The sequence below is a fragment of the Mesorhizobium erdmanii USDA 3471 genome (genome assembly GCF_000472705.1).
GTDB classification, from domain to species: Bacteria; Pseudomonadota; Alphaproteobacteria; order Rhizobiales; family Rhizobiaceae; genus Mesorhizobium; species Mesorhizobium erdmanii.
This window is the reverse complement of record NZ_AXAE01000011.1, coordinates 106,929-121,080: the sequence shown is the minus strand read 5'-3', so window position 1 is coordinate 121,080 and position 14,152 is coordinate 106,929. Positions and strand designations below refer to the sequence as shown.

General features: G+C 61.4%; 12 protein-coding genes and 1 tRNA gene. 10 read left to right on the top strand and 3 right to left on the bottom strand.

The window, feature by feature from the left end:
• The first annotated feature begins 4 nt into the window (after window positions 1-4).
• The 6 genes from A3AU_RS0105715 to glpK all read left to right on the top strand — a co-directional run bounded on the left by A3AU_RS0105715 (window position 5) and on the right by glpK (window position 6,535).
• Window positions 5-1,072 (top strand): ABC transporter ATP-binding protein, encoded by a 1,068-nt coding sequence (locus tag A3AU_RS0105715; RefSeq protein ID WP_027051931.1) that lies wholly within the window; start codon window positions 5-7, stop codon window positions 1,070-1,072.
• On the top strand, window positions 1,073-1,939 hold the full coding sequence (locus A3AU_RS0105710; protein ID WP_027051930.1) for a carbohydrate ABC transporter permease: 867 nt from the start codon (window positions 1,073-1,075) through the stop codon (window positions 1,937-1,939).
• A gap of 1 nt (window position 1,940) precedes the next feature.
• Window positions 1,941-2,861 carry a carbohydrate ABC transporter permease gene (locus A3AU_RS0105705; protein WP_027051929.1) on the top strand — a complete coding sequence of 307 codons (921 nt, stop codon included), beginning with the start codon at window positions 1,941-1,943 and terminating at the stop codon, window positions 2,859-2,861.
• A 2-nt stretch (window positions 2,862-2,863) separates the two neighbouring features.
• A complete protein-coding gene (locus tag A3AU_RS0105700; protein WP_027051928.1) occupies window positions 2,864-3,151 on the top strand; it encodes a DUF2160 domain-containing protein in 288 nt (95 codons plus the stop codon).
• A gap of 78 nt (window positions 3,152-3,229) precedes the next feature.
• Complete coding sequence (locus tag A3AU_RS0105695) at window positions 3,230-4,954, top strand: ABC transporter substrate-binding protein (RefSeq protein WP_027051927.1); 1,725 nt, start codon at window positions 3,230-3,232, stop codon at window positions 4,952-4,954.
• A gap of 90 nt (window positions 4,955-5,044) precedes the next feature.
• Window positions 5,045-6,535 (top strand): glycerol kinase GlpK, encoded by a 1,491-nt coding sequence (glpK, locus tag A3AU_RS0105690; protein WP_027051926.1) that lies wholly within the window; start codon window positions 5,045-5,047, stop codon window positions 6,533-6,535.
• Window positions 6,536-6,604: 69 nt separating this feature from the next.
• Here glpK and A3AU_RS0105685 read toward each other — a convergent pair whose 3' ends face one another.
• From A3AU_RS0105685 to A3AU_RS1000000140090, 3 genes are all read right to left on the bottom strand, one after another.
• Window positions 6,605-7,081 (bottom strand): BA14K family protein, encoded by a 477-nt coding sequence (locus A3AU_RS0105685; RefSeq protein WP_027051925.1) that lies wholly within the window; start codon window positions 7,079-7,081, stop codon window positions 6,605-6,607.
• 221 nt (window positions 7,082-7,302) lie between these two features.
• Window positions 7,303-7,378 (bottom strand) — tRNA-Lys (locus A3AU_RS0105680).
• A gap of 147 nt (window positions 7,379-7,525) precedes the next feature.
• Window positions 7,526-8,107: a hypothetical protein gene (locus A3AU_RS1000000140090; protein WP_245235420.1), complete on the bottom strand. Its 582-nt coding sequence runs from the start codon at window positions 8,105-8,107 to the stop codon at window positions 7,526-7,528.
• An 85-nt stretch (window positions 8,108-8,192) separates the two neighbouring features.
• Here A3AU_RS1000000140090 and A3AU_RS0105670 point away from each other — a divergent pair, with 85 nt between their 5' ends.
• From A3AU_RS0105670 to otsB, 4 genes are all read left to right on the top strand, one after another.
• Complete coding sequence (locus tag A3AU_RS0105670; protein WP_027051923.1) at window positions 8,193-9,254, top strand: glycosyltransferase family 4 protein; 1,062 nt, start codon at window positions 8,193-8,195, stop codon at window positions 9,252-9,254.
• A gap of 45 nt (window positions 9,255-9,299) precedes the next feature.
• Complete coding sequence (locus A3AU_RS0105665) at window positions 9,300-11,462, top strand: amylo-alpha-1,6-glucosidase (protein ID WP_027051922.1); 2,163 nt, start codon at window positions 9,300-9,302, stop codon at window positions 11,460-11,462.
• Window positions 11,463-11,567: 105 nt separating this feature from the next.
• A complete protein-coding gene (locus A3AU_RS0105660; RefSeq protein WP_027051921.1) occupies window positions 11,568-13,337 on the top strand; it encodes an alpha,alpha-trehalose-phosphate synthase (UDP-forming) in 1,770 nt (589 codons plus the stop codon).
• A complete protein-coding gene (gene otsB / locus A3AU_RS0105655) occupies window positions 13,337-14,119 on the top strand; it encodes a trehalose-phosphatase (RefSeq protein ID WP_032916932.1) in 783 nt (260 codons plus the stop codon). The genes A3AU_RS0105660 and otsB overlap by 1 nt, the downstream gene beginning before the upstream one ends.
• The last annotated feature ends 33 nt before the right edge of the window (window positions 14,120-14,152 follow it).

Genomic DNA, 14,152 nt, shown 5'->3' with positions numbered 1-14,152 from the left:
CGGTATGGCGCGCATCGACGTCAATCATGTCAGGCATTCCTACCTGCCGAATCCGCAGAAGGAAGCTGATTTCGCATTGCGCGAAGTGCATCACACCTTCGAGGATGGCGGCGCCTATGCGCTGCTCGGGCCGTCCGGCTGCGGCAAGACCACGCTGCTCAACATCATTTCGGGATTGCTGCATCCCTCGCACGGCAAACTGCTGTTCAACGGCAGGGACGTGACCAATCTGTCGACGCAGGAACGCAACATCGCACAGGTGTTCCAGTTTCCGGTCATCTACGACACCATGACCGTCTACGACAATCTGGCCTTCCCACTGCGCAACCGCGGCGTGCCGGAGGCCGATGTCGACCGCAAGGTGCGCGAGACGCTGGAGATGATCGACCTGGCGTCCTGGGCAAGGAAGAAGGCGAGGGGGCTGACCGCCGACCAGAAACAGAAGATCTCGCTCGGCCGCGGCCTGGTGCGCTCCGACGTCAACGCCATCCTGTTCGACGAGCCGCTGACCGTCATCGACCCTCATATGAAATGGGTGCTGCGCTCGCAGTTGAAGCAGCTTCACCGCCGGTTCGGCTACACCATGGTCTATGTCACGCACGACCAGACCGAAGCGCTGACCTTCGCCGACCAGGTCGTGGTCATGTATGATGGCGGCATCGTCCAGATCGGCACGCCAGCGGAATTGTTCGAGCGGCCGCGCCACACCTTCGTCGGCTATTTCATTGGTTCGCCCGGCATGAACGTCATGCCGGTCGCGGTCGAGGGCAAGACGGCGATGCTGGGCTCGCAGCGCATCGAACTGCCGGGTGCGCCGAAAGCCGCGAGCGGCGCCGTCGAACTCGGCATTCGCCCTGAATATGTCAGGCTCGGCCGCGACGGCATGGCCGTTTCAGTCAGCAAGGTCGAGGATGTCGGCCGCCACAAGGTGGTGCGCGCCAAGCTGGAAGGCCGCGACATCGCAGCCGTGATCGGTGAGGACGAGACGGTGCCGGCCGAACCGAAGGTTCGTTTCGACCCGGCCGGCATCAACATCTATGCCGATTCCTGGCGTGTCGAGATGGGGGCATAGATGGACAAGACCTGGAACAACAAGGCCTGGTTCCTGGTGCTGCCGGTACTGGTGCTGGTGGCGTTCACCGCCGTCATCCCGCTGATGACGGTCGTCAACTATTCGGTGCAGGACACGTTCGGCAACAACGTCTTCACCTGGGCCGGCACGGAATGGTTCGAGGAATTGCTCTCCTCCAGCCGCTTCTGGGAAGCGATGGTCCGCAACCTGATCTTCTCCTTCATCATTCTGGCCATCGAGGTGCCGCTCGGCATCTTCATCGCCCTCAACATGCCGAAAAAGGGCTGGGGCGTACCGGTCTGCCTGGTGCTGATGTCGCTGCCGCTGCTGATCCCGTGGAACGTCGTCGGCACCATCTGGCAGGTGTTCGGTCGTAGCGACATCGGCCTGATGGGCTACTACCTCAACGCCATCGGCATCGACTACAATTATGTGCAGGACCCGTTCGACGCCTGGGTGACGATCATCATCATGGACGTCTGGCACTGGACCAGCCTTGTCGTTCTGCTCTGCTATGCCGGCCTGGTCTCGATCCCGGATGCCTTCTATCAGGCGGCCAAGATCGATGGCGCCTCGCGCTGGGCGGTGTTCCGCTACATCCAGCTGCCGAAGATGCAGCGCGTGCTTTTGATCGCCGTGCTGCTGCGCTTCATGGACAGCTTCATGATCTACACCGAGCCTTTCGTCGTCACCGGCGGCGGCCCGGGCAATTCGACGACGTTCCTGTCGATCGACCTTGTCAAGACGGCACTCGGCCAGTTCGACCTGGGCCCGGCGGCGGCGATGTCGTTGGTCTACTTCCTCATCATCTTGTTGTTGTCGTGGGTGTTTTACACCGTGATGACCAATTACGACGCGGAGCGCTGATATGGCTGGCGCCAACGAACGAACTGAGCGCAACGCAATCAACGGCACTGCCGCCGACGAAGGACTGGCCAGCTCGCTGTCGCAGAGCGAACTCGACAGGCGCATGCGCCGCCGCGGCGAGGAATCGCGCTGGTGGTGGATCGTGCCGACGCTCTACATCATCGTGCTTTTGCTGCCGATCTATTGGCTCATCAATATGAGCTTCAAGACCAATGAGGAGATCCTCAACTCGCTGACGCTTTATCCGCATGCGCCGACGATCGCCAACTACGTCACCATCTTCACGCAAAAGGCATGGTATTCCGGTTACATCAATTCGATCACCTATGTGGTCATGAACATGGTGATTTCGGTGTCGGTGGCGCTGCCGGCAGCCTACGCTTTTTCGCGCTACCGCTTCCTTGGCGACAAGCATCTGTTCTTCTGGCTTTTGACCAACCGCATGGCGCCACCAGCAGTGTTCGCGCTGCCGTTCTTCCAGCTCTACTCGGCCTTCGGGCTGATCGACACCCATATCGCGGTGGCGCTGGCGCACTGCCTGTTCAACGTGCCTCTGGCGGTGTGGATCCTCGAGGGCTTCATGTCCGGCGTGCCGAAGGAAATCGACGAGACCGCCTATATTGACGGCTATTCGTTTCCGCGCTTTTTCGTGAAGATATTCATGCCGCTGATTGCCAGCGGCATCGGTGTCGCCTGCTTCTTCTGCTTCATGTTCTCATGGGTGGAACTGCTGATCGCCCGCACGCTGACCACCACCGATGCCAAGCCGATCGCCGCGACCATGACCCGCACCGTGTCGGCATCCGGCATGGACTGGGGCCTGCTGGCTGCTGCCGGGGTGCTGACGCTGATCCCGGGCGCTTTGGTGATCTGGTTCGTCCGCAACTACATCGCCAAGGGCTTCGCCCTGGGGAGGGTGTGATCATGAACCTCGACTTTTCCTGGATGGCATGGACCTGGCCGACGGCCGCTTTTTTTGGCGTCATTGCCCTGCTGCTGGTCGGCATGGGCGTCTGGGAATACGCCTCGCCGGGCGGCAATCCTCGCGTCGGCGTGCTGCGCTTCGAGACGACGCGCGGCGACCGTTTGTTCCTATCGCTGCTCGGCAGCGCCTTTATCCATCTCGCTTGGCTGGGTCTTGTCGGACCGAGCCTCTGGTGGGCTCTCGCTCTCTCCGTGGTCTACGCCATTGGCGTGTTCCGCTACGTATAGAGGGGGAAACTGTTGGAGCGACCGCGTGCAGGCGGCCGCTCCAGATCGCACTTGAAACCTAAACAGTGGAGGAAACACATGCGACGGCAATTTTTAACATCAACAACTGCCCTTGTCCTATTGCTCGGCGTAGGCAATGCCTATGCCGGGATGGATGAGGCAAAAGCCTTTCTGGACAAGGAGATAGGCGACGTATCGACGCTTTCCCGCGCGGACCAGGAAAAGCAGATGCAGTGGTTCATCGATGCGGCCAAGCCCTTCGCCGGCATGGACATCAAGGTCGTTTCGGAAACCTTGACCACCCACCAGTACGAGTCTCAGGTGCTGGCGCCGGCCTTTACCGCCATCACCGGCATCAAGGTCACGCATGACGTCATCCAGGAAGGCGACGTCGTCGAAAAGATCCAGACCCAGATGCAAACCGGCCAGAACATCTATGACGGCTGGGTCAACGATTCCGATCTGATCGGCACGCACTGGCGTTACCAGCAGGTGCGCAACCTGACCGACTGGATGGCGGGCGAAGGCAAGGACGTTACCGATCCGATGCTCGACGTCGGCGACTTCATCGGCACCAAGTTCACCACCGCGCCGGACAAGAAGCTCTACCAGCTGCCCGACCAGCAGTTCGCGAACCTCTACTGGTTCCGCTACGACTGGTTCAACGACGAGAAGAACAAGGCCGACTTCAAGGCCAAGTACGGCTACGATCTCGGCGTGCCGGTCAACTGGTCGGCCTATGAGGACATTGCCGAATTCTTCACGGGCCGCGACGTCAACGGCAAGAAGGTCTATGGCCACATGGACTACGGCAAGAAGGATCCGTCGCTCGGCTGGCGGTTCACCGACGCCTGGCTGTCGATGGCCGGCAATGGCGACAAGGGCCTGCCGAACGGCTTGCCAGTCGATGAATGGGGCATCAAGGTCGATGCAAATTCGCGGCCTGTCGGCTCGTGCACCGCGCGCGGTGGCGACACAAACGGACCGGCGTCGGTCTATGCCATCCAGAAGTATCTTGATTGGCTGAAAGCCTATGCGCCGCCGGAAGCCCAGGGCATGACCTTCTCCGAATCCGGCCCCGTACCGTCGCAAGGCAATGTTGCCCAGCAGATCTTCTGGTACACGGCGTTCACCGCCGACATGGTCAAGCCCGGCCTTCCGGTCATGAACGACGATGGTACGCCGAAATGGCGCATGGCGCCGTCGCCGCACGGCTCCTACTGGAAGGACGGGATGAAGCTCGGCTATCAGGACGTCGGTTCCTGGACGCTGATGAAGTCGACGCCGACAGACCGCGCCAAGGCCGCTTGGCTCTACGCGCAGTTCGTCACCTCGAAGACCGTCGACGTGAAGAAGAGCCAGGTTGGCCTGACCTTCATTCGCGACTCCACCATCCATGACAAGAGCTTCACCGAACGTGCGCCGAAGCTCGGCGGCCTGATCGAGTTCTATCGCTCGCCGGCCCGTGTGCAGTGGACGCCGACCGGCACCAATGTGCCGGACTATCCGAAGCTGGCGCAGCTCTGGTGGCAGAACATCGGTGACGCATCCTCTGGTGCCAAGACACCGCAGGAAGCCATGGATTCGCTCTGCGCCGATCAGGAAAAAGTCATGGCTCGTATCGAGAAATCCGGTGTCCAGGGTGACATCGGACCGAAGATGGCCGAAGAGCATGACCTTGCCTACTGGAATGCCGACGCGGTCAAGGCCGGCAATCTCGCGCCTCAGCTGAAGCTCGAGCAGGAGAAGGACAAGCCGATCACCATCAATTACGACGAACTGGTGAAGAGCTGGCAGAAGTAAGACTGTCTATGCGGGCTTTCGAGCCCGTGTGAAATTGGGGGAGGCGGCGCGTTGCCGTCTCCCTTCTTTGTGTAAAGGTGGAGGTGTGGAATGAGCGGTTTTGTGCTGGCAATCGACCAGGGAACGACTTCGACCCGGGCGATCCTGTTCGACAAGGACATGAAAATCGCCGGCACCGATCAGCAGGAATTCACGCAGCACTATCCTGCCTCGGGCTGGGTCGAGCACGATCCCGAAGAGATCTGGGCGAGCGTCGTGTCGAGCGTGAAGGGTGCATTGAAAAAGGCCGGCCGCACCGCATCGGACTTAGCCGCGATCGGCATCACCAACCAGCGCGAGACCGTCGTCATCTGGGACAGAGCGACGGGCAAGCCGATCCACAACGCGATCGTCTGGCAGGACCGCCGCACCGCGCCGCTCTGCCAGAAACTGAAGAAGCAGGGCATGGAGAAGAAATTCACCCGCAAGACCGGCCTGCTGCTCGATCCCTATTTCTCAGGCACCAAGATCGCCTGGATGCTGGACAAGGTGAAGGGGGCGAGGAAGCGCGCCGGGAAGGGCGAATTGCTGGCCGGCACCATCGACAGTTTCCTGATCTGGCGGCTGACTGGGGGCAAGGTCCATGCAACGGACGCTACCAATGCGTCGCGCACGCTGATCTACAACATCGAGAACAACGCCTGGGACGATGAGCTGTTGGCCATTCTCAATATTCCGGCAAAAATGCTGCCGGAGGTCAAAGACTGTGCGGATGACTATGGAATCACTGAAAAAAATCTCTTTGGCGCCGAGATAAGAATCCTTGGCGTTGCTGGCGACCAGCATGCCGCGACCATCGGCCAGGCCTGCTTCGAGCCGGGCATGATGAAATCCACCTATGGCACCGGCTGCTTTGCCCTGCTCAATACCGGCAGCGATCTGGTGCGTTCCAAGAACCGGCTTTTGACCACCATCGCTTACCGGCTGAACGGCAAGACGACCTATGCACTGGAAGGCTCGATCTTCATTGCCGGCGCGGCCGTGCAATGGCTGCGGGACGGCATCAAGGTGATCGGCAAGGCGGAGCAGAGCGGCAAACTGGCTGAAGAGGCTGACCCGACACAAAATGTCTATCTGGTGCCGGCATTTGTCGGTCTTGGCGCGCCGCATTGGGACGCCGAGGCGCGTGGCGCCATTTTCGGACTGACCCGCAATTCCGGCCCGGCGGAGTTCGCGCGCGCAGCACTCGAATCCGTCGCCTACCAGACCCGCGACCTGCTCGACGCCATGCGCAAGGACTGGAAGGGCACTTCCGCCAAAACGGTTCTCAGGGTCGATGGCGGCATGGTGGCATCGGATTGGACCATGCAGCGGTTGGCTGACATTCTCGATGCGCCGGTCGATCGGCCGACCATTCTGGAGACGACGGCGCTGGGTGCGGCTTGGCTCGCCGGTTCGAAGGCAGGGGTTTGGCCGAAAGCAAAGGAGTTTGCCAAAAGCTGGGCGCTTGAACGGCGATTCAAACCGGAGATGGAGGCCTCGACGCGATCCGCCAAGCTGGCAGGATGGCGTGACGCCGTGCGCAGAACGCTGAGCGCATAAAAAGCAAAGCCCGCGCCGTTTCTGGCGCGGGCCTTGTACTCATACTCGTCAGCTATGCTCAGCCTTGCATCAGTAAGGCGAACGGCACTCCTTACGGGGGCCATAATTCGGCTGGAAGGTGTTGTCGGAGGCCCGGTAGCTGCGATAGTGGTCGTAGCACCACTGAACGTGCGAGTTGCCTTCGTAGACGCGGTTGTTCTCGCTGTTGACGATGGCACCGGTGATCAGCGCGCCGGTCGCGAAAGCCGCCAGCGGGAACCAATAATCGCCGTGGCGGCGATAACCGCGATGGTATTCGCGATAGCCGCGGTGTCCATTCCAGTAGCCGCCGCCATTATAGTTTCGCGCAAAGTTACGGTTGCCGTTGAAATGGCGGTTGCTGAAATTGCGGTTCTTCATCCACGGCTTGTAGTCGACCGTCTGGACATCGCTGGAAGCCGAAGCCGCCTGCGGCACAAACATCTGCGCCGCGTTAGCCGGTACAGCGGCAGCCGCAAAAGAGGCCGACAGGGCGGTCGCCAGCATACCCGTTGTGATCTTGTTCATCGTCTTCTCCTTGGAAAGGGTGATTGACGTCCCTTGTGGCGAGACAACGGGTGGTGTGGGGGAAGGTTCCTCGTCAAAATGCCAAGTTGCTGATTTGTAATATTTCTCCGGCCTGCCGCCGTGTCGAAGAGAGCCGGTGCCATTGCGTCGCCAAGGTGCAATATCCCCCTTCGATCGAAGCGGGCGGGGAAGCACGGCGACGGGCTGTACAACTGCGGCAATGGTGAGCGCGATGGGATTCGAACCCATGACCTACTGATTAAAAGTCAGTTGCTCTACCGGCTGAGCTACGCGCTCCCGCGGGCTTGAAAAGGCCGCCCTCGAAATTGCGCGGAACATAGGGAGAGTGCATCGACCGGTCAACCGGAAAAGAGCGTCCGCAAACCAGACTTTTCAGCCGTCGGCCCGGGCTTTGAGCCGCGCCGCAGGGAAGCGCAGTGCCGCTCAGCCATTGCGCGCCAAGTGCACGTCCAGAACGGCGGCCTTCTTGGCGATCAGGCCTTCCAGGTCGGCGTCCGACCGTTTCGTGCCCGTCCGTTCGCGCAGCAGCGAGATCACCGCGCTCATTGAAAGCGGGGTGATTTGCGTAAGCGGAGCGGTCTGAGTGCCCAGAATGGCATCCACCGCGCCGGCAACATCCGGGGTCTCCGATGGTGCTCGCATGGTCGGCTCCTTCCTGTTCAGGTCGGCCTCGGCGATATCGGCCGGGGCTCTGACGCCGCGATCAAAGACGACCGCCAGGCCGTTCTTGACGGCGAGGGCGGCGACCATGTCGTCGAGCTTGCGGTCCGAGAGAACCGGATCCGCAGGTTTCAACATCTTGCGGACCACCCTGGCAGCCTGATCCGTCGACACGAAGTCGTAACGCCGCTTTCTGGCCTCGACATATTGCTCGATGAGCATGCTCAGGCGTCTCGCTGCGACATCCCTGGGTTCTTGCACCGCGGCCTCCTTGAGCTGAACGCAAATTCGGCAGCCAAAAAGAAATAGGGCGGCATGATCGGACATCAAACGCTGTTCGACCATTTGGCGTGTCTGCCAATAAGGACGGAACTATCCTGGGCCCAAAGCATTTGGCTCCATGACCAGCTCATCGAGGGAAAGCCGGGCCATGAAGATTGCCCATGTCGCGCCACTGTACGAATCGGTTCCGCCACGACTCTATGGCGGGACGGAGCGCATCATCTCCTATCTCACCGAGGCGCTCGTCGGTCTCGGCCATGATGTGACGTTATTTGCCAGCGGTGACACGAAGACTTCCGCCAAACTGGTGCCATGCCGCGAGCGGGCGCTTCGTCTCGATCCGCGTCCGCTGAAATCCGAGATCGCGGCGCATCTATCGATGCTCGATGAGGTGAGGAAACGCGCCGACGATTTCGATGTCGTTCACTTTCATCTCAGCCATTTCCTGCATTTCCCGTTTTTCCGCGACATGCCGGAGCGCACGGTTACGACGCCTCATGGCAGGCTGGATTACGCGGATCTCGCGCAGGCCTATGACCGGTTCCCGCGCTTCCCGATGATTTCGATATCGCGCAGCCAACGGGCGCGCTTCGCTTCCGCGAACTGGCTGGCGACAATCCACCACGGGTTGCCGCTCGATCTCTACGAACCCGATTTCGAGGCGAGCACGGATGGCGGCTATCTCGCCTTTCTCGGCAGGATGTCGCGCGACAAGCGGCCGGACCGGGCGATCGAGATCGCCCGCCGCACCGGGCTGAAACTCAAGCTCGCGGCCAAGATCGGCGATGGCGATCGCGCCTATTTCGAGGAAGTCGTCAAACCCATGATCGATGGCGACAGGGTCGAATATGTCGGCGAGATCAATGAGGACCAGAAGAGCGGATTTCTCGGCAATGCAGCCGCCCTGCTGTTCCCGATTGATTGGCCCGAACCCTTCGGCCTTGCCGTGATAGAGGCCATGGCCTGTGGAACCCCGGTCATGGCTTGGAGTTGCGGCGCCATGCCCGAGATCGTCGACTACGGTGTTACCGGATTCGTCGTGGAAACCATCGAAGACGCTGTCGCAACCATGCCGGCTCTCCTGCAACTCGACAGGCGGCGCATAAGGGCGGTGTTCGAAAGGCGGTTTTCAGCCGACAGAATGGCGAGGGACTATGTCGCCGCCTACTCCCGGCTGAGCAGCGGCCATGAGGAAAGCAGAGCCTCGTAACCGTTCACCCGTCCGAAAAACCAGCACGGGACAATCTTCTTGACCATCACTCAACTCGACGAGCGCAAGCTTGATCCGGCCATAGCATTGGCGTCCCTCGACGAGACCGCGCCCAGGGAGCCGCACCGCCTGTTCGCTCTCAAGCATGGCGATTGTTTTGCCGTTGCCGATGCCTATGGCGACATACGTGGTGTCGGCGATGGCTTCTTCCGTGACGATACCCGCGTGCTTTCCGAATTTCGCCTCACCGTCGGCGGGCGATCGACGTCGTTGCTCGGTGCATCGCTCAGCCAGGACAATGTGCTGTTCACCACCAACCTGACCAACCTGCCGATCGAGAGCACGGCAGGCCGACAGATCCCGCAAGGTGCTATCCATATCGAGCGCGTCAGGCTGCTGTGGGAGGAACGGCTATATGAGCGCATAACGCTCTCGAACTACAGCCGGGAGCATTCGACGATCTTGCTGTCGCTGAGTTTCGGCGCTGATTTCCGCGATATGTTCGAGGTCCGCGGCTCGACCCGTTCGAAGCGTGGAACCGCCCACACGGCCGAGATTACCCGCAATGCGGTCGTGCTTGGTTACGAAGGCCTGGACAAAGTGGTGCGGACATCGGCGATTTCTTTTTCGCATACTCCTGATCAACTGACCTCCGAGCGGGCGGACTTCTTCATCGCCGTTACCAAGCGCAGCAGCCAGACGCTTTACGTGGAAGTGGGCGACGAGACCGATGCTCGCCCCGAAAGCGACCGGTTTCGCGCTGCTGCCGCCCGTGCTCGTTTTGGCATGCGTGCCAAACGCCGTCATGGCGCAACGCTGCACAGTTCAGGCCGCGTTTTCAACGACTGGATGGAGCGGGCCCGCGCCGATGTCGCGCTGCTGACCACGGAACTGGCGACCGGGCCATATCCCTATGCCGGCATTCCCTGGTTCTCCACCGCCTTTGGCCGGGATGGCGTGATCTCGGCCTTGCAGATGCTCTGGCTCAATCCTGGCCTGGCGCGCGGCGTCCTGGCGTTTCTCGCCCAGCATCAGGCAACCGAGACCTCTCCGTTCAGCGATTCCGAGCCTGGCAAGATCATGCACGAGACCCGCAAGGGCGAGATGGTGGCGCTCAGCGAGTTGCCGTTCGGTCGCTACTATGGCGGCGTGGATACGACGCCGCTCTATATCCATCTTGCCTGCGCCTATGCGGACCGCACGGGGGACACGGCCTTCATCGATGACCTGTGGCCGTCGTTGTGCGCAGCGGCCGAGTGGATCGAAACGGCGAGCCGTTCGACGGGATTCCTCACCTACCAGCGCGCCGCCGAATCCGGCCTGGCCAACCAAGGATGGAAGGACAGTTTCGATTCTGTCTTCCACGCCGACGGCCGCATTCCGAAGGGGCCGATCGCGCTGGTCGAGGTGCAGGGGTACGTCTTCGCGGCGTTCCAGGGGTTGGCGAAACTGGCACGGCTACGTGGTGACGTGGAGCGGGCGGAAAGCTGGGAAATGCGCGCCGACGCCATTCGCCAACAGGTCGAGCGCCATTTCTGGATCGAAGAGCTCGGCTACTATGCGCTGGCGCTGGATGGCGACGGCCAGCCTTGCAAGGTGCGCACATCCAATGCCGGTCACCTGCTTTACGTCGGCCTTCCCAGCCCGGATCGCGCGCGCATGGTCGCCGACCAGCTGCTGTCAGCCTCTTTCCATTCCGGTTGGGGGCTGCGAACGCTGGCGGACGACGCGATCTTCTTCAATCCGATGTCCTATCACAACGGGTCCATCTGGCCGCACGACACCGCGATCTGCGCTGCCGGACTGGCGCGCTACGGCATCCGCGACAGCGTGGTGCGGCTGATGAGCGGAACCTTCGAATCCGCCGTCCATTTCAACATGCGGCTGCCCGAGCTCTTTTGCGGCTTTACCCGCGCGGCCGGCGAAGCGCCGATCGCCTATCCGGTAGCCTGCCTGCCGCAAGCCTGGTCCGCCGGTTCAGCCTTCATGCTGATGCAATCGTGCCTTGGCCTCCAGATCGATGGTTGGACAGGCGAGATCCATGTGACCCGGCCGCGCCTGCCGATCGGCATCGACAGCCTCGTCATTCGTCATCTTTCAGTAGGACAGGCAGCGGTGGATCTGACGTTTCAGCGCGTCGGGGATCGTGTCGGCGCCTTCCTCGCCGAGCCGCATGAAGGGCTGGTGCCTCTCGTGGTCAGGAGCTGAAAAATTGGAACCATCCCGCGCCACGGGCGTTGCACCCGCGCCATGGGTGCCGAAATCAGGTCGATGAAGTCGCTGAGGTATCCCATTGAAAGGTAATCGATTTCAATGCCCGACAACAGTTCGTACCTGGTCATTCCCGTGTTCTCATTGTGGGTTCTCATCCTCGTAGCGGTCGGCGTCCTGGCCATTGTGCTGGTCGCGATGATGTTGCGCGCGCGCGCGTCGAACGGGCCGGTCGCTGTGGCCTCGGAACCTGCGCGCAGTCCCTTGCCGGAATTCGAGAAGAATGGGCAGTCGGCCGCCGCCGCGCTGGTGCAATGGTCGCCTGAAACGCTTCGTCATATCCTGGCGACCGAACTCCCCGAAGCCCAGGTGATCGTCGTCTCGAATCGCGAGCCGTATATCCACAACCGCGAGGGCGACGACATCCAGCTGGTCGTACCCGCAAGCGGGCTCGTCTCCGCCCTGGAGCCGATCACGCGCGCCTGTGCGGGCACCTGGATCGCCTATGGCGGCGGTTCGGCCGACACGCTCGTAGTCGACAAAAACGACCGTATCGAGGTGCCTCCCGAGGATCCTTCCTACACCCTGCGCCGGGTCTGGCTGAGCGAGGAGGAACAGCAAGGCTACTATCTAGGCTTTGCCAATGAAGGTCTCTGGCCGCTATGCCATATCGCCTTCACCCGGCCGATATTCCGCGCCTCCGATTGGGAGGCATACGAGGCGGTCAACCGCAAGTTCGCCGACACCGTCATCGCGGAGGCCCGCAACGAGCGGCCGATCGTGCTGGTCCAGGACTATCATTTCGCGTTGCTGCCGCGAATGATCCGCGAGCGCCTGCCGGAGGCGATCATCATAACTTTCTGGCATATTCCATGGCCGAATTCGGAAGTGTTCAGCATCTGCCCGTGGCGCGAGAAGATACTTGAGGGCCTGCTCGGGAGTTCGATTGTCGGATTTCACACCCAGTTCCATTGCAACAACTTCATCGACAGCGTCGACCGCTTCCTGGAGAGCCGGATCGAGCGCGAGGATTCGGCCATCTCCTACGGCGGTGAGATCAGTCTGGTCCATGCCTATCCGATTTCAATCGAATGGCCGCCGGCGCAGCTGGACAGACTGCCTGACGTGACGCAGTGCCGCCGGCAGGTCCGCGAAAAATTCGGCCTGGGCGAAGATGTCAGGCTGTGCGTCGGCGTCGAACGGCTCGACTACACCAAGGGTATCCTCGATCGCCTCAGCGCGCTGGATGAACTGCTGAAGCTTCATCCGGAATGGATCGGCAAGGTGGCGCTTCTGCAGATTGCCGCACCCAGCCGCGGCACCTTGCCTGCCTATCAACAGCTCTACGAGGAGTGCCTGCGCCACGCCGAGGACCTCAACCGGCGCTATGGCCGCGAAGGCTACACGCCCGTCCTGATGGTGACGGAACATCATTCACAGCAGCAGGTCTATGAAATCTACCGTGCCGCCGACGTCTGCATGGTCACCAGCCTGCATGACGGCATGAACCTGGTCGCCAAGGAGTTTGTCGCGGCGCGCGAGGATGAACAGGGTGTGTTGCTGCTCAGCATGTTTGCCGGCGCCTCGAAGGAGCTGCTGGAGGCACTGATCGTCAATCCCTATGACGCGGCGATGATGGGCGACGCCTTGCTGCAGGCCTTGACGATGTCTGAGGAGGAACAACGCCAGCGCATGCAGCGCATGCGCGAGGTCGTTCGCGACAACAATGTCTATCGATGGGCGGGCAGCATGCTTCTGGACGCCGCGCGCCTGCGCAAGCGCATCGCGGTCGATCGTGCCGTCGGCGCCGCGCCAGCGGCGCCGGGCAATGTGATATCGCTGCTCGATCGAAAACGCGTGGCGGCGTTATGATGTCTAAACTGTCAAACCTGCCGGTGCCCGAGGTCCCGCAAGGGCCGTGGAGCCTGTTCCTCGATATCGATGGCACGCTTCTCGAACATGCCGCGCATCCCGATGCGGTGGCTGTAGACGAGCGGTTGCGCGCACTCTTGGTGCGGCTCGAAGCGCAATTGGATGGAGCGTTGGCGTTCATTACCGGGCGGTCGATCGCCGCCGTCGACCATCTCTTCCAGCCTCTCAGATTGCGCGCCGCGGGACTTTATGGCCTCGAGCACAGGCTGATACGCGATGGGGCGGTCGAGGCGGCCGTCGAACCGGCTGACATTGCCGCGCTTGCCGACGAAATCGCGGCGGAACTGGACAACGCGGATGTCTATATCGAACGCAAGGGGCCGATCCTGGCCATTCATACGCGCGCGGCCCCGCATTTGCTGAACCGCGCAACCGACCTGGTCGAACGGGCACTGGACAGATTACCCGCGGGATATCGGGTCTTGGCCGGAAATGCCGGTGTGGAGCTGATGCCGCTGGAGGCAGCGAAGGGAGCAGCCATCCGACGCTTCATGCAAACTGCGGCTTTCAGGGGCCGGCGGCCGGTGTTCCTTGGTGACGACACATCCGACGAAAACGGATTCGAAGTGGTCAATGAATTGGGCGGTATCTCGGTTCGCATAAAGCCGCAGGGATCGACAGCGGCACCGTTTGCGCTGGCCGGCGTCGATGCGGCCTTGGCATGGCTGGACGGCCTGGCCGGGCACGGGACCGCCGCCATGCCAGCCGAAATGGCCAAGTGAAACCGGCATCCGAGCCCCCCGGTTCACGCATGG